The sequence below is a fragment of the Niabella drilacis genome, assembly GCF_900101395.1.
Classification (GTDB): domain Bacteria; phylum Bacteroidota; class Bacteroidia; order Chitinophagales; family Chitinophagaceae; genus Niabella; species Niabella drilacis.
Window position 1 is genome coordinate 98,266 of record NZ_FMZO01000001.1, and the last position, 23,111, is coordinate 121,376.

Below are 23,111 nucleotides of genomic sequence, written 5' to 3' on the forward strand. Positions count from 1 at the left end.
ATAGTAAACATACCCGTTGGCCAATAGTTTTTGGGCCTTTGCCCATATAAATAGCGGTGTGCAGTATCAACAGCTATGCAGAAGAGCTGTTAACTGCCTTTTACCATTTCGATATGTGGGATGCCATCCTCATCGTATATGTCACCTGCAGGCTCAAATCCAAAGGACCGGTAAAACGTTTTCAGGTATAACTGGGCGCTGATACGAATGGGTTTTTCACCAAACAGCCGGTGGCATTCTTCTATACTGCGCTGCATCAGCATCTTCCCGATCCCCAAAGCCCGGTGCGATGAAGCCACCACCACCCGCCCGATAGAGGGCTCGCTGTAGGAGATCCCGGGGGGCAGCAAGCGGGTATAAGCTACAACGGCTCCGTTATAATTGCCGGTTAAATGAAAAGCATTGGGATCCTTTCCGTCCACATCCTGGTACATGCAGGCTTGCTCCACCACAAATACCGCTGCGCGCAGCTGTAGGATCGCGTATAATTCAGTAAGCGTTAACTGGTCAAAAGACCTGCATACCCATCCGATATCCGGTTGTTGCTGCATTAATAGCTGTATTTGTCTTTCCACAATTTTTTTAAATGATGACGCAGCTCCTGTTCCCGGGCGTTGTTTCCGGGGTCATAAAAGGCTGTGCCCGTAATGCTTTCCGGCAGGTATTCCTGTTCGCTGAAATTGTTTTCATAGCTATGGGAATATTGATAGCCTTTACCATAATTGAGGTTCTTCATCAGTTTTGTGGGAGCATTGCGGATATGCAGGGGAACCGGCAGGTCGCCTGTTTGCCGTACAGCCGCCAGGGCACTGTCAATGGCCAGGTATGCGCTGTTGCTTTTGGGAGAAGAAGCCAGGTAGATGGCGCATTGTGATAAAATAATCCGGGCTTCCGGGTTCCCTATTTTATTAACGGCTTCAAATGTGGCATTAGCCAGCAATAAAGCATTGGCATTGGCCATGCCGATATCTTCGCTGGCCGAGATGACCATGCGGCGGGCGATGAATTTTATATCTTCACCACCCTCAATCATACGCGCCAGCCAGTATACGGCGCCATTGGGGTCGCTACCCCGGATGGACTTTATAAAAGCCGAAATAATATCGTAATGCTGCTCGCCGGATTTATCATATAAAGCCACTTTTTTTTGAGCAATGCGCATCACTGTTTCATCCGTAACAATCGCCGGGGGCTCCAGCGCTTCGCAAACAATTTCAAAAAGATTTAAAAGTTTGCGGGCATCGCCTCCCGAAATATTGATTAAAGCACCTGTTTCTTTCAGCTGCACTTTTTTATTGCGGATCTGCTCGTCCTGCTCCATCGCAAGATGCAATAATTTTACAAGGTCTTTTTCCTCCAGTGCTTTCAGCACATAAACCTGGCAGCGGCTGAGTAAAGCACTGTTGACCTCAAAAGAAGGATTCTCCGTGGTGGCACCGATCAGGGTAATAATCCCTTTTTCGACAGCGCCCAGCAGCGCGTCCTGCTGGCTTTTATTAAAACGGTGGATCTCATCTATGAACAGGATGGCTCCATGTGCGGCATGCGCTGTGGCAATGGCATCACGGATATCCTTTACACCGGCTGCAATGGCACTTAATGATAAAAAGGGGCGGTTAACCGTATGGGCAATAATGGTAGCAATGGTCGTTTTGCCAACGCCGGGAGGTCCCCATAGGATCATACTGGGAATATTGCCGGTGGCGATCGACTTCTGAAGGATGCTGCCGTTACCGGTAAGATGTTCCTGTCCGACGAGGTCTTCCAAACGATGGGGTCTTAGCCGCTCTGCCAGTGGGGTCATAATAAATGGAATTAGCCTTCAAAGATAATACTAATTTATTTAGCAGGGAGAACGACTTATTGCAGGTGCTGCTTCAGGAAATCGCGGCATTTATTAAAAGTGTCTGTCAGCTCCGGTTCGCCCCAGCCATGGCCGGCATCCGGATAGATCACTTTCTGGAACGGGACATTGAGCTGCTGCAGCCGGTTTATCAACAATTCAGCCTGGGACTGGGGCACCAGGGGATCTTTACCGCCCTGGAACAACAGGGTGGGGGCTGCGCCCGTCCCTGCAAAGCTGATCGGGCTGTTTTGTATGTAAAGATCCGGTACCTGCGCGGGTGTTCCTCCTATGACGGGGACCAATAAGGTATTGGCTACAACAGTATTGCTGTCGTACAAAGCGGTAAGATCCGTTGGGCCGGCAATGGAGATGACCGCACGGATAGTACCGGATTGATTGTTTTTATAAGCAGTGAGCAGGGCAAGATGGCCACCGGCACTGGTGCCCAGGAGGGCGGTTTTTTCAGAGACCGCATACTCCTTTCTTTTTGAGTTTAAAAAATCACAGGCGGCTTTTACATCCTTTTCCTGGGTGGGAAACTGATTGGCGCCTTCTTTATATAACCGGTAGTTAACGTTGATGATGGCATAGTCCGGAAGCTCCTTAAGCAGGTAATTATTGATGAACGGGTCAAATTCTGTCTTGTCACCACCAGCCCAGGCGCCGCCATGGACCAGTACAAGGACCCTGGTGGTAACGGATGTCCGGTTGGCCGGCAGATAAATATCGGCTTTCTGCTGTGGATCCACGCCGTAAGATACATCCCTGTATACCGCCGCTTCGCGCGCGGCAGTGGGATTATCCGTTGTTTTTGAGCAGGAGCAGACCAAGATCAGGAGCCATATAAGGACAGATGTATTTTTCATATACCAGGTGGTTATTGAAGTGCCGAGTAAGAATATTAAAATAATGTACGTTTATAACAGGCCGCGGCCGGATCGTACACCTGTCAGGTAACAAAAAGTTTACCAAAAAAACTTAATGTTTTTTGGAAAGGTAACATGTTATTAAAAAGGAAAATAAAAGATAGCCTGCTACAAAAAGCCATCCGCCAGGGAAATAGCTTTTCAGTATAAACCAGTCCTGATAAGCATAAAGCAGTCCCGCGCCGCAAAGCGCTTTCAGCATTTCCCATATCCAGGCGTGCCGGTTCCCGTCCATCAGTTCGGCCAGCGCGTATACAAAAAGAAAGATGAAAAGCCCATAGTAAAAAATGCCGGGGGAACGGATGGCGGCTATGTTCCCGAACAGGAAGCAAATAAAAAATAGGAGCACGGCGAGCTGCACCCAAAGCCAGGTTTTGGTATTGGTGGTTAACGGCGGATCATATTTTTCAAACTGGTAAACATCTGCTATCTTATAAACAGGATATCTTTCGCGAACATCAGCCGGCCGCCAGCCGGTGGGCATCAGCCAGATGCGGCATTTGTCCCTCCAGCTACGCGTGCGCCAGGCATCTTTCAGCAGGAGTCCTATATGCAGGAAATTGATTTTTACAGGATTCCAGGTCTGTACCGGTCTTGTGATCCCGTACACAGGGGGTGTGCCTGCCAGTTCCTTCTGGTAGGTTCCGAATAGCCGGTCCCAGAAAATGAAGATCTGGGAATAGTTCTTATCAAGGTATTCGGGGTTAATGGCATGATGCACGCGGTGCAGGGAGGGAGTAACGATGATCTTTTCGAAGATCCCCATTTTTTTTATAAAAGTGGTATGATACCAGAACTGTGCAAAGAGGTGCAGAGGAGCAACAACAGCGATGACCTGCTCCGGCACGCCCAGCAGGGCTGCAGGCAGCAGAAAAATAACGAAGATATTTGCAAAGCCGGAAATGCTCTGCCGGAGCGCGCAGGCGAGGTTAAACTCCTCGCTGCTGTGATGAATGAGGTGGCCGTTCCAGAAGAAGTTGTATTCATGCTGGATCCGGTGAACGCAGTAGCCGGAAAAATCCAGAACCAAAAAGGCCGCCACATAGGTGATCCCGGCAGGCTGAATATGTGTCAGTGCCCAATGGTGCACCATCCAGGAATAGGAATAGATAACCACACTAAGGCCCAGCACATCTTTCGTAATATTGGTGACCCCGCTGAGCAGGCTGCTGATCACGTCATTGGTGCGCATCGCCTTCCGTTCCCTGTGGTAAGCATAGGCCATTTCCAGCAATACCAGCAGCAGGAATGCGGGAATGGCGATCAACAATATCTTTCCGTAAGTTTCCATATTAATGCCGGGGAAGCCCTGTCAAATTTAATGAAAAGGAGCCGCTTTTTATGCTCCTTTCCGGGGTGCGGCTTACAGATGTTCCTGTATTGTACCATCCGCATAGTCCTGGAGATAGGTATAGTAGGCTCCCAGGGTTCCGTTACCGGCAATGGTAGCTCTTGCCAGGAGTGTGCTTCCATCATGCAGCAGGTCGTCCAGTACAAACTTGATCAGCTGTTCGCCAAAATAACGACTGGCATCCCTGGGCAGTTCATTGGGGAGGTTGCCCACCGCCATAATATCGATGGAGCTTTTCAGATAGGGGGCTGTAACGGCCCCTGTTTCCCTGTCGATCCCATAAACGGGGGCATCAATGGTTTGTGTTTGTTTGTTGATGGGGACGGAGCCGTTTTCATCATCAGACACATCGGCAATGGTCTCAATAATAAAATCATCCAGCCTGATATCCCCGGTTTCAAACAGGCGTGGTACGCCTTCATACCAATAAACGCCATTAAGCAAAATATCCGTTTGCCGGGTATAGGGGTGGAATTTGCTTACATATTGTTGCGGATGTTCATGAAAATCTAGCCGGTTGTATGTGCCGGTTGCCGGGTGCCTGTAAAGATCCGGGCCTTTCAATTGCGTGTATACAGGATAATTGAACCGCCGTTCGAGGTATTCATCCGGTTCCACTTCATGCACACCCATCAGGTTCATGATCTCCAGCAGGCCATGCGCTACCCTGCCGCTGCCGGTAACGGCAATTTTCAGATTAGGAAGCCGCAGTCCAAAATAGGTATGGATCAGTTCCTTAAAATTTTTTTGTTTATATACCCGCTCCAGGTGAAACAGCCCCGTCCGGTTGCCATAGGCCATCAGCCCGTTATGGGCGCCTACAATGCCTGCAAAAAAGCCAAAACCAATGATCCGCTTTCCATCCTCATGTTCCAGGCATTCGTAGTCGATCAGCGTGATCTTTTTTTGGAGTATCGCTTGCAACAATTTCTGATTATGCGGTTGTTTTTTTTTGGTATGGGAAAAAAAAAGATAGGTTTTCTGTCCGATCAGATCGGTTACAGGAACCTCTTTAATGCCCAGCAGGATGTCGCAATCCGTCAGATCTTCTGTAAGGAGAATCCCGGCCCGTTCATATTCTTCATCTTTATAGCAACGCCCTGGCGAGGGCTGCACAACAAGCGAGAGGCCGGGCCGGTGGGCCTGCAGCCATTTACATTGTGCCGGGGTAAGCGCTACCCGGCTGTCGTGGGGAATTTTTCCTTCCCGTATGAGCCCGATCTTAACCTGTTTCATGGCCACCTGTTTTTTGATGAAACAATAAGGGGATTTAATTGTAATTTTACAGATAGGACAATGAAAGTACTGAATAAAATAGTATCCATCTTAAAGAGCATCCTGCTGCCGAAGAAAAGCTGTTGCAAATAGCTGTGGAGGGATTGTAAAAAATATCTTCCGGAAATGCAGTTTTCCATCGAAACTTTGTAATATTGCAGCCCGTTTGAACGGATTGAAAGTTAGCGTTCAATGCTGAACATTACACTTTCAAACCTGGAACTAAAATAAGCCCAGATGGCGGAATTGGTAGACGCGCTAGACTCAAAATCTGGTTTCGGCAACGGAGTGCAGGTTCGATTCCTGTTCTGGGCACTAAATAGCTTTGTAAGTCATTGATTTGCAAAGCTATTTTATTTTGTGCTTGTCAGATTTTAACACTTTTTACGCTTTCTACCGCTGTTTTTGACGATCAAATAACAAGTAGTTTCCATCCATCATCAGCGCTATTTTTGCTGCGCTTTTCAGTTCAAAGAATTTTGCGCTTCTTACCACAGCTGGCAATGCAACGATCCTGTCACCTGCATATGACCTGCTGTGCACAAAATTAGCTATGCCCGATGATAAAGATGAACTTGCGTTAGCACTTAATGGCCGGAAGAGAAGACTACAGGGAATTGATTTTAATGCCCTGGCGCATAACCTGAAGATCCGATTTCCCTTTCGTATCAGGCAACTTAAAAGCAGGCGCAACAGCACCCTTTGAAAGAGCACCTATTGAAGCCACCTGACTTAAATATGATTTTTCAATGGCAGGAAGAAGATCTGTGCTGAAATTTTCCTTTCGGAAGCCTGCAACAAAATCTTCTACCCCCGCCAGTTGCATGGGGTATTGCGTATACTGATTGATTCTGTAATACAAATTGTACGCAAGCAGTCTTGAACGATACCGGCTTTCTTTGAAAAGCTCTTTTATGATTTTGTTTTCTATAACATATTCATCAGTATCTTTTAAGGCAGTATCCTTTTCTATAGCATGCGTGCGCAATATCCTGATTAAATTATTCATCGTTATGATATCAGGTAAGTTTGCGAAGCCAATGTTGGGATTACTGAAATTCACTCTATCCAGGTACTTCAAATTGGCATCTCCATTTGCCCCGGGCACACCCTGACTTTTTATTATGGTAGAGATGCCGTTCATTATAGTTGCTTCGCTACTGTATTTTACCATTATTGGGGATAGCTTATAGTTTGTTACTATGAACTGGGTATGGATATTCTTAATCAGCTGCTTTTGGGGATGTTTAAACGTTGAAAAGAAATCTTCTGAACGGTCCAGCAAATATTGTGTTGATGCATTGTAGTCGGGAGGCATTCCGGCAAATTTCGCCCTCATTTCTGCTCCAAGCCGGGTCAAAAAGGTATTATAACTTTCGGCTCCGCCTTTTATCACAAGGTGCTTCGTATCTTTTTCAATAGAAATGGTATCGCCCGGGAAAGCAATCAGAAACGGGGTATAGGTGTCAGGATCTGTTGTTTGAAGTTTAAAATATACAGGTTCTGAAGAGTCGAATTTATAATGAGCTTTATTCCTGTTTAGCTGAAGGGTATCACTGACATAGGTGAAGTCTTTCCAGTACCCGATAACCATCTTATTTCCATATCCATTCACGGTAGCGTGTATAATAATTTGGGAATACGTCATTGACGAACAGAGCAAACCCAACACCAAAAACAACTTTTTCACAAACGATATTTTAATAAAGATACGAATTGTTCGTAGTGTATTAATCAACAGAAACGAACTGTCGGTATACCATATACGTAAATCACCGTATATTCTCAACGGTCATGAAACATTCAGGAGTGGGTACTCTTCTTTTGTGAGCCGCTGTTTTTGCCTGCCCAAATTTCAGCCAGGTGAAATAGTCTACAGCCTGGGCTTTGAATATCCTACCTATTTTACACGTTTTTTCCGTTCAAAGACAGGGATTCACCAAAATCGTATCGAAATCAGTGAAAAGTTTCGTTTTTAAAGTGATTTGTTTTCAAGCATCGGCTTTCGGCCTTTGTAGCTTTGTTTTATCAAATTAAAATGAAAAAAATTTAGAACAATGAAAAAATCAGTAAAATTCAAAGCGCTTTATTGGGATATCGCAGCAGACCTGTTGCTGCCGCCCGACTTTGACGAAAACAAAAAATATCCAGCCATCATCAGTACACACCCTATCGGAAGTTGCAAAGAGCAGACTTCAGGCAATGTTTATGGGCAGGCATTTGCCGATGCAGGGTTTGTGGTACTGGTTCCGGATGCTTCTTTCCAGGGCAACAGCGGAGGTGAACCAAGGTCTTTGGAAGATCCTTCATTTCGTGTAGAAGATTACAGCTATGCCTGTGATTATCTGGTAACACTTCCTTTTGTTGACGAAAATCGTATTGGTGCTTTAGGTATCTGTGGTGCCGGCGGGTATGTTATCAATGCTACCATGAAAGAACGCCGCATCAAGGCAGTAGCCACAATTACAGGAGCAAACTATGGTCGCGTAATGCGTGAGTTCGGTGACCCCATCGCAAACCTTGAAGCCATCGCAGAACAAAGAACTGCCGAAGCAAGAGGTGCCGCCTTAAGAGTTGACCAGGGGCTCTATCCAACTTATGAAATGGCAAAAGAAGCAGGTGCCGATATTGACCTTTTGGAAGCAACCGAATACTACCGTACATCGCGCGGTGAAAGTGCGAACGGAGTAAACAAAACCTTGTTTTCACACAATGCAGCGGCATTGACCTGGGATGCCTACAACCTGGCCGAAAAATTATTAACGCAACCATTGTTGGTAATTGTGGGCAGCAAACCGGGCGCTTTTGGAGCATATAGAGATGGATTTGAGATCGTTCGTCGCGCTGCATCTATAAAAAAGGAACTGGTGGTAGTAGAAGGCTGGTCACATTATGATCTTTATGATAAGCCGGAACCAGTGAAGATAGCATTGGGTAAATTAATCCCCTTCTACCAGGAAAATCTTTAACCATCAAAAACGATGAATAACGCCAATGACTTTATCGATTGGTAAAGTCATTGGTTTGTTCAGTTTCAATTAAAAATGTGCACAGAAAAAGAAATACCGGCATGGTGCACACCAACATCCTGATAGGTACGGACAGAGGAGTCGCTGATTGGATGGAACCCGTATCAAAGGATCAATACAATCGTTAATCACTACAATAAGATATACAGATGAAAACAAAAGTTTTGATACTAGGCGCCGGTGGCGCCATTGCGCGCCATGTTGTTGGCTTCCTGGAGAAAAATAAAGATATCGAACTAACGCTATTTGCAAGAAATGCATCGCAGCTAACAAATGATACCGGATCCAGCCTTATTTTCGAGGGAGACGTATTGAACCAAAATGATCTGGACCGTGCTATCAAAGGGCAGGATATTGTTTATGCCAATCTTGCGGGTGATGTCGATAAAATGGCAACGCTGATCTCAGCAACGATGGAGAAGCATGGGGTTAAACGGCTGATCTTCGTGACCTGCCTCGGCGTTTATGATGAGGTTGAAGGTAAGTTTGGCGAATGGAACAACCGTATGATTGGGTCGGATCTGACACGCTACAGCAAAGCAACGCGCATTGTAGAGAAGTCGGGGTTGGATTATACCATTGTTCGTCCCTCGTGGTTGACCGATAGGGATGAAACAGACTATGAGACCACCCAAAAAGGAGAACCGTTCCGGGGAACCGAAGTAGCAAGAAAGGCTGTAGCTGCCTATATTGCTGATGTCATTCTGCATACAGAGAAGGACATAAAAGCAAGCGTGGGCGTAAATAAGCCCGGAGTTTATGGAGATAAGCCGGCTTTTTATTAAACCTTATTAACTATTAATCTATTTGTTATGCCATTGGAAGTCATTAAATCTAAAATTGGAACAGCTGAAATTCTACAGGTAGTAGAATGTGAAATCGGCGCCTCCTTCAGGGATCTCCTTCCGGATGCCACCCCGGAAAACGTAAAATCAATCGGATGGTTAAAAGCGCCCTATCGCAATGACGATTATAGCCTTGCAGCCAGCTCGCAATGCTTCATTGTTAAGATCAATAGTCGCATCCTGGTTGTAGATACCTGTATAGGAAATGACAAAAACCTGGTAGAAGCACCACAGTGGCAATTTTTTCAGCTTGAATTTTTGGAAACCCTGGATAGTATTGGTTTTGACAGGAATGCCGTTACGGACGTGCTTTGTACCCATCTTCATGTTGACCATATCGGCTGGAATACTTATAAGAAAGATGGCAGATGGTTCCCGACATTCCCGAACGCCAGGTATCATTTTGCCAGGAAAGAATATGATTACTGGAAAGAATACGGCACCCAGGATACTGCTTTTGGAAAGGCGATGGCCATTGCTTACGAGGAAAGCATCACTCCCGTAGTTGATGCCGAACTGGTAAATTATATTGATATGGATGCTGACCTTGGTGATGGCATATCGGTATTTCCAACACCCGGGCATACCTATTCGCACATCAGTGTGCGCATAGAGGCCGGGGAGGAAATCTTTATTATTGGCGGGGATATGGCGCACCATCCCTGTCAGTTTGCTCATCCGGAATGGGCATTGGCGCTGGATTCTGACCAAAAACAATCGGAAGCAACCAGAAGAAAAGTGCTTTCAGAATTATCGGGTACGCCAATATTGTTTGGCGGGTCACATTTCAGATCCCCTTCCTTTGGACTGGTTTCAAAAGATGAAAAGGGAGGATTTGTATTCAATGGTGTTTCAAAGGAGATCTAGTAAATATGGGTGCATACAGCAATAAGTAACCTATGCGCATACTATTTTCTTTAATCTTACTGTTGATTGCAGATTTGGGCCTAAAGGCTCAGGATGTTGATGGTAAAACCAGTTTCTTTCTTGCAGGTGCTTCTGCGGACATTAATCGCTATAACAAGACAACGGTTTATGGCGGATACAGCCCTACAGATGATATTAAGGCACTGATCGTACTATCGACCTTTACCATGAACAGGTTCCTGTCACTTACTCCCGGATATACATTTGTGAATACCCATCCCGAAAGTGGAAATTCCGTTAATGAGCATCAGATCACCAGCTTTGTAACTATAAATTACCCGTTCGGAAAAAAATGGGTAATTACTGACCGTAATATGTTCTATCACAGGTTCCGGCAAAATGCCCCGGACCTGTCATTTTACAGGAACAGATTGGGAATAGCTCACTATATCTCCCTTTTCAAAAAGCAGGCAAGCTTGTTTGTCCATGACGAAATGTATCTAAGTCTGAACGGAAATGGTTTAACAAGAAACCGGGCAATAGTTGGCGCAGACATAAAATTATTTAGATGGATCAATCCGCAGATCATGTACATGTATCAAACAGATAGGGTGGGCGGAAGTCGTCATCTGGGTTTATTTGTTTTGACGACACCATTGTGTAAATCACAGAAATGATAAAGTTAAATAATCAACGGAACGGAAAAAAAACAGTACTGCTGATCAATGCCCATTTAAAGTATCCGAACAGATCTGAAGGTAAGCTGAATGCATCTCTGCAGGAAGTAGCAAGAGACTACTTTAAATCCGATGGGTACCTGGTGCTTGAAACAAAAGTGGAGGATGGCTATGATCCGGTAGAGGAAGTCCGGAAGCATTTGCAAGCGGACATCATTATACTCCAGACACCGATCAATTGGTTCGGCGCTCCCTGGATCTATAAGAAATATGCGGATGAACTTTTTGAGGCGGGTCATGCCAAACGTGAATTTCTGGAAGGCGATGGACGCAGCCGGCAGGACCCGACAAGGCAATATGGTTCCGGTGGCAAACTGCATGGCAAAAGATTTATGGTATCGGCTACCTGGAACGCTCCGGGGGAAGCATTTGGAAACAGTGATCAAAATCTGATGAAAGGAAAGACAACTGCCGATCTGCTATTGAACATTACCAGCAACTATGCATTCTGTGGCGCAGGCATACTTCCCGGATTTAACAGCTTTGATGTCGTGAAGAACGGCACACCAAAAAAGGATCTTGAAAATTACAGGGCCTTCCTGGCCAATATTATTTAAAGCAGTAGAAATAAGAAAAATGAAGACAATATTTATTACAGGAGCATCTACCGGATTGGGAAAGGCGACCGCCCTATTATTTCATTCCAAAGGATGGAAAGTTATCGCTACCATGCGTGATGTGACCAAAGGATCGGACCTGGCGAAGCTGGAGAATATTACCGTACTCTCACTTGATGTAACCGATCCGGCACAGATCGGGGAAACGGCTGCCAAAGCATTGACGCTGGGAGCGGTAGATGTAGTGTTCAATAACGCCGGATATGGCCTGGGTGGCCCACTTGAAAACCTGACAGATAGCGAAATCGTGCAGCTGTTCGATACCAATATGCTCGGTACCATACGTGTTACCAAAGCATTTGTCCCTCACTTTAAGGAAAGAAGACAGGGCCTGTTTATTGCCGCGACCTCAATGGCGGGGCTAATGGCGGTTCCCTTCAATACAATATATAATGCTTCAAAATTTGCCATCGAAGGGTGGACAGAAGGGATGTTCTATGAGCTGGGACTGTTCAATATTGGAATAAAAACAGTTGCGCCCGGCATCATCAAATCACATTTCGGAGAAAATGCAATATGGGCGGTCGGGGAAGAATATAAAGAGGCATTTGACAGATCAATGGCGTCATTTGATTTCAGGAGCTATTTTTCCACCCCTGAAATGATTGCTGATATTGTATATGAAGCCGCTACGGATGGCAAGAAGCAGCTTCGCTATGTTGCCGGTGAAGATGTGAACCGGCATTTTGCTCAATACGAAGAACTGGGACGCCAGGGGTATGTGGATCAATTGGCAACAAAAGTAATCAAATAGCATAGCCTGTTGCAGTTCAGCAAGCCATGAGGAAATTTATCTCAATTTAAAATATAGCATTTGAAAATTATAATTACAGGAGCCACCGGAATGGTGGGTGAAGGGGTTTTGCAGGAATGTATTGCCAATCCAATGGTGACAAATATCTTGCTTGTCAACCGTAAGCCCAGTGGATACTCGGGCCCCAAAGTTGAAGAACTGCTGCATAGCGACTTTAATGACATTTCACAAATAGCTGAAAAATTAAGAGGTTATGATGCCTGTTGTTTTTGTGCAGGTGTTTCTTCCGTAGGTCTAAGTGAAGAGCAATATGCCAAATTCACCTACACCCTCACGCTGAATTTTGCATCATCTTTGGCGTCGATAAATCCCCAAATGACATTCTGCTACGTTTCAGGAGGAGGAACAGACAGCACGGAGGAAGGACGTACCATGTGGGCAAGAGTAAAAGGAATGACCGAAAATGATCTGATGAAACTTCCATTCAAAGCTGTTTACAATTTCCGGCCCGCATTTATGAAACCAACTAAAGGTGCTAAAAATGTAAAAGGGTTTTATAAAATAATCAATTCTTTATACCCTTTTCTGCGTTTATTCAGCAAATCCTTTTTTCTTACCTTGGAAGAAGTGGGCAAAGCGATGATCTGGGTTACGAAATCGGGTTACGGGAAGAACATCCTCGAAACCAGGGATATTCTTTTGCTTGGTAGCAGAAAATAATTGAATGGAGATATATAAATGAAAATAAGGACAAAGAAAATATTGAAGGGTATGCTCTGGAGCATTGTAGTAATACTTTTGGTGATGGGTGTTATTGGAGTTATTGTTGTAAACCAGCCGAGTTTTGGGAAACTGCCGTCGGGCGAGCGTCTTAAAAGGATCAAAAAATCGCCCAATTACAAAGATGGTAAATTTCAGAATCTTAATCATACTCCTTTGTTGGTGGGAGATAAATCGATCCTTCAGGCGTGGTTGGGTTCCGTTTTTGCTGAGAAAGATAAAGATCTTCGACCGATAGGCAATCTTCCAAGTATAAAGACCGACCTTACAAAATTTGCTAAGGATGAAGATGTATTGGTATGGATGGGGCATTCATCGCTTTATTTACAGACCAACGGCAAGCGCATACTGGTGGATCCCGTACTTGTTTCGGCTTCACCCTTCTCCTTTTATAACAAAGCGTTCAAAGGCTCAGACGGATACACACCTGAAAATATACCTGAGGTAGATTATTTACTGATTACGCATGATCATTGGGACCATCTGGATTATGGAACAATGATACAGATCAGGGATCGGATCAGAATGGTTATTTGCCCTTTAGGTGTTGGCGCTCATTTTGAACATTGGGGTTTTAATTCTCAAAAGATTACTGAGGTTGACTGGAGTGATAGTCTGGACCTCGATGGCGATATCAAACTGACATCGTTACCTGCAAGACATTTTTCTGGTCGCGGACTAAAGGCGAATCAATCACTCTGGACGGCATATATGCTTCAATGTTCATTGGGTAATATCTTTATATCCGGAGATACAGGATATGATGAGCATTTCCTTGCCATAAAAAAGAAATTTGGAACCATTGATTTCGCAATTCTGGAAAATGGACAGTATAATGAGGACTGGAAATACATCCATATTATGCCCGATGACCTGGTAAAAGCCGTTGAAGACCTCCAACCCAAAAAAGTAATGACCGTCCACAATTCCAAATATGCGCTAGGGAGGCATGCTTGGTACGAGCCCCTGGAAAACATTTCAGATGCGTCGGGGAAGTATGGTTTTAACTTAATCACACCGATGATAGGTGAGCCTGTTTTACTAAAGGACAGTACACAGGTTTTTAAAAAGTGGTGGAAGCCTTAACTACAATCGTGCGATTAAAAATAATAGCTGATCCTAAGAACGGCCATTCGACCTCGCAAATTAAATCTGCCCGTATATATCATTATCTTACAAATGCAGCACCTTCGCAGGCTTGTTTTCTTTAAAAAGATAGCATCCCCAGTACTGGTAGTAACGATCTCCGGGGAAGCTAAAGTAGGTTTACAATGCTTTTGAAAGGGAACAAAAAAAATATGTATTCCATTTTTTTTAAATTATTTACCTGTCACGAATTTTAGTGACATTAGGTTAAACCTGTCCCAAAAGGTAAAAAGGTTATCGCCTGAGTTTGGAACAACCTTCCTTATTGTTTTACAGTTCAAATTAGTTGCCCCCCAGGCGCCTCTGTTACATAATTGCTTTTTATTAGGGGGTATATACTATTTCCTGCCGGGCTATCTATTTTGATATAGGACCTTTACAGCAAATCCACTTCAGGAGTGGTCGCTTCAAGTTGGCGGCCGCTGGCAAGCGTGTAAATAACTTTGAATTGTGCCCCTTTTATTTCAGTTTCCGGGACGCCTATTAGGGTGATAGGTATAACTGATAGAAAGGAGTGGGGCTTAACACTAAGTATGCGCAATATTTCCCAATCCTGCAATGTTTTTCCACCAATCCCGAATTTATTTGTGACATCACTACCCGCAGAAAGGTTTTGGTCAAAATTTTTAAGGGTCACAATTTTTACTGCTTTAACTGTATCTATATTGACAAGAACCAGATTCTCGGCGTGCGCCGCATTGATAAAAAATGAAGCAACAGCAGTGGTTGCAGAAGGTTTGGATGTCATCTCAACCTCGTTAGTGATACGAATGATATAGTCTTCTTTTTTTATACTCGTTTTGGCTTCGCCCGTGGTATTACTTTTATCTCCGTTTTTGGCAGTAAGGGATTTTAGCTTGAAATATTGATATGTTGTGCTGCCTCCAATTAGTTCGCCTTTATCGGCATCTTTTTTACAAGCAATAAACAGGCCGGGCAATCCGGTAACAACGCAAAATAACAGTGTGGCTTTAGCAATAAAGGATTTCATAGTTACTATTTTATCTTTGCTTATTTAAGACGGATGTTTTTTATTAAATGCAACATCTGGGAAAAAATCATCAAGTTTATCAACGTCTTGTTTTATTTCAAAGGCCGGCGAAGGTACATAAATCGCGCGTGGTATAACTACTACCTCTGTAACCTTCTAAAAAATTAAGTTTAATTTTCTAATGAAGTTCGGGCCCAGCCCTAAGTTGGGTAAGGAATTCCGGTGTAAATGGGAGAGCCGTTAGTTGGTCTTTTGGTCGAAAATTTTCTTATATATATAATCGCTCTTGCTGCGTTTAGTATTTGAATTTTCCCGGATCCTGTTTCATTCCCCAAAACAAAAGAACTTCTATTTGCTTTTTTCGGGGCAAACAGTGATACCCTTTTGAGTGTGCTTATCTAAAATCCCAATGTGTACATTTTATCCTTTGTGGGATGGCCTGCACATCTCCGGGTGTCTTTGAATAGTGGCCAAGATTGCAGAAACCCAATTCACAAATGCTGCGGCTTCTTTTTCCGACCAATGCTTCTGCTCATTTGCGTAGTATTTATCGTAAAAAGCCTCGCGTCCCTTTTCATACAGCACCTCGTTTTCCCTCTGGCTGACGGTTGAAACAAATTCCATGTTCCACGGTTGCGTGTGTAAAAACGGCGCTGACGGGTTCAACAGGTTGTCCTCTCTTTTATAATCCAGGTCACTAAAAAGCATGTTTTCAAAGGGTTCCAGACCGTAAAACGGACCGGCACCGCTATTCCCGATGGTTGTATAGAATGTAATAAATTCTTCCGGTAGTTGAATGTTATGTGTCGCCTCAAATTGGCGAACTTGCTCTATGGGCAAGCATGTGTTCAGCTTATATTGATGCTTTGAGGAACCGAAAATGGTCCTTTGCGGGTCCGAGTCCTTCAGGATCGTTAGTTTTTCTTTTATACGGGTAATTGGGTTGTTCATAGCTTTAGGTGCGTTTTTAATGTCTATTCAAATATAGGAAATCGTCTGTAAATGAAACGAATGTTAGCGGGTGCAACGGTTTGTTGCGTGCCTGTGAAGGGGGCGTAAATACCGCAGCCTAAAGCCCTATTCCTCAGCCTTCCATATGGTTGTAACGGGTAGCCCTGTTCTCCTGCATAAAGGGCGCTCTGCCTGGACTTTGATTATTTAGAAAAAACAATTATTTTTGAACTAACTGAGTGAGGAGTACTGATTAATAAGAAATTACTGCTAATACATTGGATACAAACAACTTTAATACCGTTATGAAAAAAATGAAAGCGATTTTCATTGTGGTAACGCCACTTTTAATGCTGGCCTGTTCTAAATCGAATAATCGGGAAGAGCCGGACTTGTCTAATGCATATATTATAGAGGTAGATAACTCATTTAGCCCGGATAAGGCAATGGTTGTAAAGTTTAGAACAAGTCTGGAAACGGAAAAAACGGTAACGGTGCCTGCAGGCAAAACTGACGTAAAAATACCTGTAAAGGCGGCCGTTGGGGAATATGTCAGGTTCTCTGTTTCTAAAACCGGTTCCGGAATTGTAAAAGTTTATGATCCGAAAGGTGGCCTGATTGCTGATTATAGTGGGTTCCCTGGCATTGATCCTACCGTAACCGATGCAATTGTCTACGATTTTATTGCTTTTGATCCTGATGATCAGGTAAGGGACCCGTTACAATATAAAACGGGGATTGCAAAGACCGCTGCGGATAAGCTCCTGAATAAACCTTATCTCATTGATAAGCGGTACTTTATCGAAAATGAAAATATAACGGATAATATGGGCTCACAGATGCCTTGCTTCTTGACTGCTGAATACTATTTGCGGGCGCGGAATTTTAGTGTACCGGTTTTTAATCCGGACCTGCTTTTAATTGACGTCGAAGTCAGAAAAGGAGAGGGCGGGTGTACGCATGTTGGGGGAGACACCTACCCACCATATCCACAAGAAACAATAACAAGGATCAATAACAAGGATGCATCTTTTGCATTCCCTGTTTGGGATCCTGCAAATCCTGGTACTCCAATTGGGGTAGGCTATTCCAACTTTACGCTGGATTCAATTAATGCTGCCGGCGTCATAACCTTTCATAAAGATTTATCGGCTACAAAAAAGGAGGTTTTTGTTTACCGGTTAAAATGAGGCGTGCAATATACTGAAGTGTAGCAGGTAAGCAGCGGGCATTGCAAATTGATAAGGGCATCGCCAAAAATAACATGCGAGGTTTATTAAGGATAATGTAAGGATGTTGAACGACGGCGTTCTTCCTCCAATTATCATTGAAATGCGGATTTGTATTGGACAGTAGGTTAACGCGCGCTGAAGGCACTGGAAACAGAGCTGTTGAGCAAGGTTCTGAACAGGATTTACAAATTATATCATAAGATATAATTGAATTTTATGGATAGATTTATTAACAAGGTTGGACATATTTGTTCTATATGTCTGATAACAGGCATGGTTTATTTTCTTTTAAGCTATTTTTTTGCATTGAATCTATTTGATAGTAAATATGATTCGTCGTCTTTGTTTTCGATAGTTAGAATTTTTTTTCACTGTTGTTTTACGGCAACTTTCTCCTTGCCATAGTGGCGATAATAGCAGGGCTTATTTTATTAGTACAAAAGAAGTATTTGACAGCTATCTATTTTATTGCGACAGTGATTGTATATTTCATTACAATAAAAAGTATTATTAATGATGGATTTTAAATTTGTTATTGCTTGCTGGCGGGAGCCTGTTACTGATACATGTAATAGCTGACCGGTGCTGTTTTGTTTTTTATTCTTAGTACAAATAGAATGGCCCTTTCTTGGCTTGCGGATGAGAGTGTCTGAAGAGCGATAGCAATTGCAAAGACTCATTAACCGAATACATGCCGTTTGGTGCCCCCCTTATGGTGAGATTCAGTTTAAGGCCCGTGGCGATCAATGTCAACTTTTCCTTTGTTTTATACCCATGTAAGAGTGACGAGCCCTGCGCGTATTAATGTCGGGGGAATAGAAAATAACTTTATGGAAGAGCTCAGGCAGGACATAATGACAACTATCAATAGTCGTGGAATAAATGCTTTATTCGTTGAAGCAAATGACGCAGAAAGACTAATTCAACAGATCGCAACGATCTTTGATTTAAAGCTTAATAGGTTATTTGTATGGGAAACCTCTAAGGCACAGGGCGTATTAATGGCGTATGATGGGAGTACTGATATATGGGAGGGCCAGTTGTTGGCGTTTATTTCAGACTTTCAAAGTGAGGTGTTTTTGGTTTTGACTAACGAGGCGTATTACCCCTGGCCCGTTTTAAAGTGTAAAAAGGAGGAGGTGGTTACAATCATTTCCGAACAGTTTTTTTTTGAGTATTTTATTTTTGATTCAACGATGAATAAAATAGTTTTTGATACACATCAAAATATGCTGCAACGATACAGTATTTAGAAGAAGCAGAGCCGTTTAGACGATTGCGTTTGCTGAAAGGATTTGGATAAGAAGCTGAACCGGTAGGGGCATGCACTCGGCCAAAAGGAATATGATAGAGCCGCAAGCATCTGCTGGGAGGGGGAGAAGTGGCAATAATTCCATTTTTTAGTTAATTGTATGAAACAGCAAGAAGCCATAGAGAAGTTGTTGAGGTTTTTTAATGCTGTTTTATCAAGAAGGGAAAGCAAAAAGCTCATTTGTCCCAATCGAAGATATAAACAGGTGAATGATTACTCAAAAAATACCCATTTTAGGGTATTTTTTGAAAGTAATTAGTTCTGTTAACTTTGTATCCTCAAAACATCGCCAGGGAGCCTCCGTTCTGGGGGCAGGAAAAAGGGGCGCATTGTTTGGCCGGCTGCTTAAATGGCTGGCTGTTACCGAAAATCTTCCGTATATATACTTTGTAAATACAATACCAAAACCCGGGTATCCTAAGGATACCGTCGGCTTTATACCTGTCGTAATGCTGCTGTGCGGGATCTGATCCCGGACTGTGAAAGCGATTGCCTGGCGGAGCGTTTTGCAAACATTCTTATGCTATATTGGGCGGGAACAGGCAGGAGCCCTCCAGGAGAATAACGGATCCCTGTATTTGATCAGGTGGTTTGCGGGAGCGGTATTCTTTGATTGAGTATCGGGCCCCTGTGATGGGGAGCTCGATCGCTCGCACCATTTCCCGGAACTATCGGATGGGGTTTACCGGGTGGCGTCATTAAATTAATGTAAAAAGGCCGGCGATCGCCGGCCTTTTATTGCTGTAAGAATTATTATATTAACGCATGAACAGCAGCTCCCTGTATTTGGGCAGGTACCATTCCCTGTCATCTACCAGTAATTCCAGTTTATCTACATGATAACGGATCTGGTCGAAGAATTGTGCTTTTACCTGGCTTTCATATGCAATGGCCTTGGTACGGGTATCTTCGATCGCATTGCATATTTTGCGGGCTTCGATCATTTGTTCTACCAGGTCGCTGGCCTTATTGATATGCTCGGAGATCTTATCGAGGATCTGTTTTTGATTGGCATAAGCTTCTTCAGAAACACCGGCCTCTTTCAGTCCCCGGATGTTCTGGCTCAGGAGGGTCTGGTAGCGGATCGCAGGGGGAAGGATGAGGCTGGTAGCCATCTCACCCATAATGCGGCCTTCGATCTGTACTTTCTTGATGTATTTTTCCAGCTCGATCTCGTGTCTTGCTTCCAGTTCAGACAGGGAGTAGATGCCGTTATCAATAAACAGTTTTTTGTTTTTATCGGTAACCATGGCATCCAGGGCCAGCGGTGTTGTTTTCAGGTTGGGTAACCCTCTTTTTTCCGCTTCTTTTTCCCAGGCTTCGCTGTAGCCGTCGCCTTCAAAGTGTACTTTTTCGCTGGCAACGATATATTCGCGGATCACCTGCATGATGGCGATCTCTTTTTTCTCCCCTTTCTCGATCAGGGCGTCTACTTCTTTTTTGAACTGTTTGAGGGTTTGCGCCATGATGGTATTTAATACGGTCATGGGGTTGGCGCAGTTGGCAGTAGAACCTACGGCGCGGAACTCAAATTTATTTCCTGTAAAAGCAAAAGGAGAGGTCCGGTTCCGGTCGGTATTGTCCATAAACAATTCCGGGATGGTTTTATGGATATCAAGCTTCAGCATGCTTTCATCCTGCTCATCCATTTTTTTGGAAACACGCTCTTTTACCTCTTCCAGCACCTGCGACAGGTATTTCCCGATAAAAACGGAAATGATGGCCGGAGGTGCTTCGTTGGCGCCCAAACGGTGGTCGTTGGGGGCCGAAGCAATAGAAGCTCTTAAAATATCTGCATAATCGTGTACCGCCTTAATGGTATTTACAAAGAAAGTAAGGAACATTAAGTTGGTCTTGGGGGTTTTGCCCGGTGCCAGCAGGTTTATGCCGGTATCGGTGGCAAGGCTCCAGTTGTTGTGCTTACCGCTACCGTTGATGCCGGCGAACGGCTTTTCGTGGAACAGCACTTTCAGGCCATGGCGGGGGGCGATCCGGCTCATGGTATCCATCAACAAAGTGTTGTGGTCTACCGCCAGGTTGATCTCTTCGTATATCGGTGCACACTCGAACTGGGCAGGCGCTACCTCGTTATGACGGGTACGCAGGGGGATCCCCAGCTTATAACATTCGTTTTCAAAGTCGCGCATAAATGCATATACGCGTTCCGGAATGGCGCCAAAATAATGGTCTTCCAGTTGCTGGTTCTTGGCAGAGTTATGGCCATAAACGGTACGGCCGGTCATTACCAGGTCGGGGCGGGCGTTGAACAGTCCTTCATCCACCACAAAGTATTCCTGTTCCCATCCGAGGGTAGCCGTTACTTTTTGTACATTACGGTCGAAGTAGTTACATACGTCTACCGCAGCTTTATTCAGCACATCGATCGATTTCAGCAGCGGTGCTTTATAATCCAGCGATTCGCCGGTATAGGCAATAAATATAGTAGGGATGCAAAGGGTTCTGCCATAGCCGATCTCCACGATAAACGGAGGAGAGGAGGGATCCCAGGCAGTATAACCTCTTGCCTCAAAAGTAGCCCTCAGTCCGCCATTGGGGAAAGAGGAGGCATCCGGCTCCTGTTGTATGAGGGCGCCGCTGTCAAATTCTTCAATAGGAGTACCATCGCCTTTCAGTGTAAAGAACGAGTCGTGCTTTTCTGCAGTAGTTCCGGTAAGGGGTTGAAACCAGTGTGTATAATGGGTAACACCTTTGGTCTCGGCCCAGGCTCTCATACCTGTAGCGATCTGGTTGGCTACATTGCGGTCAATTTTCTGACCTGCATTGATAGACGCTTTAAGACTCTTAAAAGCCTCGTCGCTCAAAAACTTTCTTGCAGTGGCTAAGTTAAACACGTGAGATCCAAAAACCTCTGTGATCTTCGGAGTGATCTTGCCTACATCCGTATTGTAGGTATGCAGTTCGGAAATTGCGTTGAATCTTAATGACATTGAAAAATAATTTCTGCAAAAATAGTATGAAATTATATTCTATGTAATATTTTTTTCTGTTTTTTGAGTAAATTTTTATCTTTTATTGATCCGAATGCTGTGAAATTGTTGTTTTTAATATAAAAACAACACATTAATTTATTTTAATATTTATTTTCCGGAGCACCCGTCCCCAGCAAATACCCATAATAACAGGCGGAACGATCAGGGGAAAGAGGATCGACCGGTAACGTACAATGGCACCCAGGTTGTTGACCGAATAGCCGATCATCAGTACCATGCTGACGGTAAAGGCCACCAGGAACAGGCTGAACGGCCGGTACATGGGTTTTCGTTTTGGAAAAAAGAGCAGGAGCAATACACCGGTCCAGATAAGCATGACCTCAAGGAACGCGGGAACTACAATGGCTTTTTTTATATCCAATACAAAGGGACGAAAAAGAACAATACCTGCGGCCTGTGGCAGTTGTTGTACAAAACCGGTTATGTCAGGGCGCAGCCGCTGTACCTGAACGGTGGACGTGCCGCCAATATGACGCAGGAAAGCGTCCTGTTTGCCGGCGACGATTGCAGGAAAATCCAGCGAAGGATGCAGGTATTTGGCCGTAAAGAAAAAAAGAAAGCCCAGGCTGTAAATGCCTGCAAAAAGCCACACCCGCTGCAAGGGGAAGCGCTGTGCCAGCATCCAGGCCGCGAGGGCCGGCAAAAATACCAGGAGCACATGATTTCTGAGGGCAAACAACAGCAGCAGCGCGGCCAGGAGCAGCAGGTAGCTTTTTAAGGGCCGGCTGCGGGTTTTCCGGAAGTAGATGATATAAATGACTGTGCTGAGGGTCAAAAAAGTAAGCCCGTCTTTATGAAGCCCGCTGGTCCAGTATAAAAAAGAAGGTACCAGGAGGCAGGTAACGATGAGGAGCAGGCGGTTCCCTCCCAGGTGTTCCCGCATTACCCGGTAAAGGGCTATGACCCCGAAATAAACGAGAAAATTATAAAAAATGATATTGACAAAATAGCTGCCAAAGCTGAAGCAATTGAAGACTGATTCGATCCGGATGAAGGTATTATCTTTCAGGTTGTTCCAGTAGGAGGAGCTGGAGGCAAACAGGCTTCCGAAGCTGTTGGTATAGGGATTGTAAAAAAAGCTGCTGATGTACCGGACAGGGCTGGTAAGCAGGGTTTGGGTTTCTTTAAGGCTTTGGGCGTAAAGCACCCAGGTATCGGTTTTTCCCGGGCCGGGGCCGGAATACCAGTTGATCCAGCCGTAGGCTACGCCGATACCCACTTTTAAGAGGAAGAGGGCTACCAGCTGGAACCGGGAGAGCCCGCTGTTCCTGAAAAAGCGGGTATGCAGAATGCACCAGGAAAATAGTAAAAGATAACTGATAAAAAGAAAAACTTCCACGACAGGGTATTTTAACTGGTACAATGATAATTCAATAATTGCAAAGATGGTGATAGAGGCGCTGTAAGCTTTGTTTTTTTGAATTAACGCTATTGAATTGCT

General features: G+C 44.4%; 20 protein-coding genes and 1 tRNA gene. 11 read left to right on the forward strand and 10 right to left on the reverse strand.

Annotated features, from left to right (window positions below; genetic code table 11):
* Nucleotides 1–89: 89 nt before the first annotated feature.
* The 5 genes from BLS44_RS00475 to BLS44_RS00495 form a co-directional block, all read right to left on the reverse strand.
* Complete coding sequence (locus tag BLS44_RS00475) at nucleotides 90–551, reverse strand: GNAT family N-acetyltransferase (RefSeq protein WP_090388080.1); 462 nt, start codon at nucleotides 549–551, stop codon at nucleotides 90–92.
* On the reverse strand, nucleotides 551–1,804 hold the full coding sequence (locus BLS44_RS00480) for a replication-associated recombination protein A (protein ID WP_090388081.1): 1,254 nt from the start codon (nucleotides 1,802–1,804) through the stop codon (nucleotides 551–553). The genes BLS44_RS00475 and BLS44_RS00480 overlap by 1 nt, the downstream gene beginning before the upstream one ends.
* Before the next feature lie 56 nt (nucleotides 1,805–1,860).
* Nucleotides 1,861–2,712: an alpha/beta hydrolase gene (locus tag BLS44_RS00485; protein ID WP_090388082.1), complete on the reverse strand. Its 852-nt coding sequence runs from the start codon at nucleotides 2,710–2,712 to the stop codon at nucleotides 1,861–1,863.
* Between the two features lie 112 nt (nucleotides 2,713–2,824).
* Nucleotides 2,825–4,063, reverse strand: a complete 1,239-nt coding sequence (locus tag BLS44_RS00490; RefSeq protein ID WP_090388083.1) for a sterol desaturase family protein — start codon at nucleotides 4,061–4,063, stop codon at nucleotides 2,825–2,827.
* Between the two features lie 72 nt (nucleotides 4,064–4,135).
* Nucleotides 4,136–5,359: an NAD(P)-dependent oxidoreductase gene (locus BLS44_RS00495; protein ID WP_090388084.1), complete on the reverse strand. Its 1,224-nt coding sequence runs from the start codon at nucleotides 5,357–5,359 to the stop codon at nucleotides 4,136–4,138.
* Between the two features lie 270 nt (nucleotides 5,360–5,629).
* Between BLS44_RS00495 and BLS44_RS00500 the strand changes: the two genes are divergently transcribed.
* A tRNA-Leu gene (locus BLS44_RS00500) sits at nucleotides 5,630–5,713 on the forward strand.
* A gap of 292 nt (nucleotides 5,714–6,005) precedes the next feature.
* On the opposite strand, the gene BLS44_RS26170 is transcribed toward BLS44_RS00500, so the two are convergent.
* Nucleotides 6,006–7,088, reverse strand: coding sequence for a hypothetical protein (locus BLS44_RS26170; RefSeq protein ID WP_143019615.1), 1,083 nt, complete (start codon nucleotides 7,086–7,088; stop codon nucleotides 6,006–6,008).
* A 367-nt stretch (nucleotides 7,089–7,455) separates the two neighbouring features.
* On the opposite strand from BLS44_RS26170, the gene BLS44_RS00510 reads away from it, so the two are divergent.
* From BLS44_RS00510 to BLS44_RS00545, 8 genes are all read left to right on the forward strand, one after another.
* Entirely contained in the window at nucleotides 7,456–8,367 is a 912-nt protein-coding gene (locus BLS44_RS00510; protein ID WP_090388086.1) for an alpha/beta hydrolase, read from the forward strand.
* A 209-nt stretch (nucleotides 8,368–8,576) separates the two neighbouring features.
* Nucleotides 8,577–9,212: an NAD(P)H-binding protein gene (locus BLS44_RS00515; protein ID WP_090388087.1), complete on the forward strand. Its 636-nt coding sequence runs from the start codon at nucleotides 8,577–8,579 to the stop codon at nucleotides 9,210–9,212.
* Nucleotides 9,213–9,239: 27 nt separating this feature from the next.
* Nucleotides 9,240–10,139, forward strand: coding sequence for an MBL fold metallo-hydrolase (locus tag BLS44_RS00520; RefSeq protein ID WP_090388088.1), 900 nt, complete (start codon nucleotides 9,240–9,242; stop codon nucleotides 10,137–10,139).
* A gap of 32 nt (nucleotides 10,140–10,171) precedes the next feature.
* Nucleotides 10,172–10,816 carry a DUF2490 domain-containing protein gene (locus BLS44_RS00525; RefSeq protein WP_090388089.1) on the forward strand — a complete coding sequence of 215 codons (645 nt, stop codon included), beginning with the start codon at nucleotides 10,172–10,174 and terminating at the stop codon, nucleotides 10,814–10,816.
* Nucleotides 10,813–11,433 carry an NAD(P)H-dependent oxidoreductase gene (locus BLS44_RS00530; protein ID WP_090388090.1) on the forward strand — a complete coding sequence of 207 codons (621 nt, stop codon included), beginning with the start codon at nucleotides 10,813–10,815 and terminating at the stop codon, nucleotides 11,431–11,433. The genes BLS44_RS00525 and BLS44_RS00530 overlap by 4 nt, the downstream gene beginning before the upstream one ends.
* A gap of 19 nt (nucleotides 11,434–11,452) precedes the next feature.
* Nucleotides 11,453–12,247, forward strand: a complete 795-nt coding sequence (locus BLS44_RS00535) for an SDR family oxidoreductase (RefSeq protein ID WP_090388091.1) — start codon at nucleotides 11,453–11,455, stop codon at nucleotides 12,245–12,247.
* A gap of 60 nt (nucleotides 12,248–12,307) precedes the next feature.
* Complete coding sequence (locus BLS44_RS00540) at nucleotides 12,308–12,967, forward strand: NAD-dependent epimerase/dehydratase family protein (protein WP_143019616.1); 660 nt, start codon at nucleotides 12,308–12,310, stop codon at nucleotides 12,965–12,967.
* Nucleotides 12,968–13,018: 51 nt separating this feature from the next.
* Entirely contained in the window at nucleotides 13,019–14,113 is a 1,095-nt protein-coding gene (locus BLS44_RS00545; protein ID WP_090388574.1) for an MBL fold metallo-hydrolase, read from the forward strand.
* Between the two features lie 436 nt (nucleotides 14,114–14,549).
* On the opposite strand, the gene BLS44_RS00550 is transcribed toward BLS44_RS00545, so the two are convergent.
* Together BLS44_RS00550 and BLS44_RS00555 are read right to left on the reverse strand one after the other, a co-directional pair.
* Nucleotides 14,550–15,164: a DUF5034 domain-containing protein gene (locus tag BLS44_RS00550; RefSeq protein WP_090388093.1), complete on the reverse strand. Its 615-nt coding sequence runs from the start codon at nucleotides 15,162–15,164 to the stop codon at nucleotides 14,550–14,552.
* 420 nt (nucleotides 15,165–15,584) lie between these two features.
* Entirely contained in the window at nucleotides 15,585–16,115 is a 531-nt protein-coding gene (locus BLS44_RS00555) for an SMI1/KNR4 family protein (protein WP_090388094.1), read from the reverse strand.
* A gap of 305 nt (nucleotides 16,116–16,420) precedes the next feature.
* On the opposite strand from BLS44_RS00555, the gene BLS44_RS00560 reads away from it, so the two are divergent.
* Both BLS44_RS00560 and BLS44_RS00565 read left to right on the forward strand, forming a co-directional pair.
* Nucleotides 16,421–17,305: a hypothetical protein gene (locus BLS44_RS00560; protein ID WP_143019617.1), complete on the forward strand. Its 885-nt coding sequence runs from the start codon at nucleotides 16,421–16,423 to the stop codon at nucleotides 17,303–17,305.
* 788 nt (nucleotides 17,306–18,093) lie between these two features.
* The gene (locus tag BLS44_RS00565) at nucleotides 18,094–18,600 is read left to right on the forward strand and encodes a hypothetical protein (RefSeq protein WP_143019618.1); all 507 of its coding nucleotides are present in this window, start codon (nucleotides 18,094–18,096) and stop codon (nucleotides 18,598–18,600) included.
* An 817-nt stretch (nucleotides 18,601–19,417) separates the two neighbouring features.
* Here the strand turns inward: BLS44_RS00565 and BLS44_RS00575 are convergent.
* Together BLS44_RS00575 and BLS44_RS00580 are read right to left on the reverse strand one after the other, a co-directional pair.
* Nucleotides 19,418–21,607, reverse strand: a complete 2,190-nt coding sequence (locus BLS44_RS00575) for a glutamine synthetase III family protein (protein WP_090388098.1) — start codon at nucleotides 21,605–21,607, stop codon at nucleotides 19,418–19,420.
* A 133-nt stretch (nucleotides 21,608–21,740) separates the two neighbouring features.
* The gene (locus BLS44_RS00580; protein ID WP_143019619.1) at nucleotides 21,741–23,009 is read right to left on the reverse strand and encodes a hypothetical protein; all 1,269 of its coding nucleotides are present in this window, start codon (nucleotides 23,007–23,009) and stop codon (nucleotides 21,741–21,743) included.
* Between the last annotated feature and the right edge of the window lie 102 nt (nucleotides 23,010–23,111).

What these genes read in the sequence shown, in the direction of transcription:
- BLS44_RS00545 (WP_090388574.1), top strand. Translation starts at nt 13,019, where the DNA reads ATGCTCTGGAGCATTGTAGTAATACTTTTGGTGATGGGTGTTATTGGA.
- BLS44_RS00510 (WP_090388086.1), top strand. Translation starts at nt 7,456, where the DNA reads ATGAAAAAATCAGTAAAATTCAAAGCGCTTTATTGGGATATCGCAGCA.
- BLS44_RS00495 (WP_090388084.1), bottom strand. Translation starts at nt 5,359, where the DNA reads ATGAAACAGGTTAAGATCGGGCTCATACGGGAAGGAAAAATTCCCCAC.
- BLS44_RS00490 (WP_090388083.1), bottom strand. Translation starts at nt 4,063, where the DNA reads ATGGAAACTTACGGAAAGATATTGTTGATCGCCATTCCCGCATTCCTG.
- BLS44_RS00475 (WP_090388080.1), bottom strand. Translation starts at nt 551, where the DNA reads ATGCAGCAACAACCGGATATCGGATGGGTATGCAGGTCTTTTGACCAG.
- BLS44_RS00535 (WP_090388091.1), top strand. Translation starts at nt 11,453, where the DNA reads ATGAAGACAATATTTATTACAGGAGCATCTACCGGATTGGGAAAGGCG.
- BLS44_RS00480 (WP_090388081.1), bottom strand. Translation starts at nt 1,804, where the DNA reads ATGACCCCACTGGCAGAGCGGCTAAGACCCCATCGTTTGGAAGACCTC.
- BLS44_RS00515 (WP_090388087.1), top strand. Translation starts at nt 8,577, where the DNA reads ATGAAAACAAAAGTTTTGATACTAGGCGCCGGTGGCGCCATTGCGCGC.
- BLS44_RS00575 (WP_090388098.1), bottom strand. Translation starts at nt 21,607, where the DNA reads ATGTCATTAAGATTCAACGCAATTTCCGAACTGCATACCTACAATACG.
- BLS44_RS00530 (WP_090388090.1), top strand. Translation starts at nt 10,813, where the DNA reads ATGATAAAGTTAAATAATCAACGGAACGGAAAAAAAACAGTACTGCTG.
- BLS44_RS00560 (WP_143019617.1), top strand. Translation starts at nt 16,421, where the DNA reads ATGAAAAAAATGAAAGCGATTTTCATTGTGGTAACGCCACTTTTAATG.
- BLS44_RS00565 (WP_143019618.1), top strand. Translation starts at nt 18,094, where the DNA reads ATGTCAACTTTTCCTTTGTTTTATACCCATGTAAGAGTGACGAGCCCT.
- BLS44_RS00520 (WP_090388088.1), top strand. Translation starts at nt 9,240, where the DNA reads ATGCCATTGGAAGTCATTAAATCTAAAATTGGAACAGCTGAAATTCTA.
- BLS44_RS00550 (WP_090388093.1), bottom strand. Translation starts at nt 15,164, where the DNA reads ATGAAATCCTTTATTGCTAAAGCCACACTGTTATTTTGCGTTGTTACC.
- BLS44_RS00485 (WP_090388082.1), bottom strand. Translation starts at nt 2,712, where the DNA reads ATGAAAAATACATCTGTCCTTATATGGCTCCTGATCTTGGTCTGCTCC.
- BLS44_RS00555 (WP_090388094.1), bottom strand. Translation starts at nt 16,115, where the DNA reads ATGAACAACCCAATTACCCGTATAAAAGAAAAACTAACGATCCTGAAG.
- BLS44_RS00525 (WP_090388089.1), top strand. Translation starts at nt 10,172, where the DNA reads ATGCGCATACTATTTTCTTTAATCTTACTGTTGATTGCAGATTTGGGC.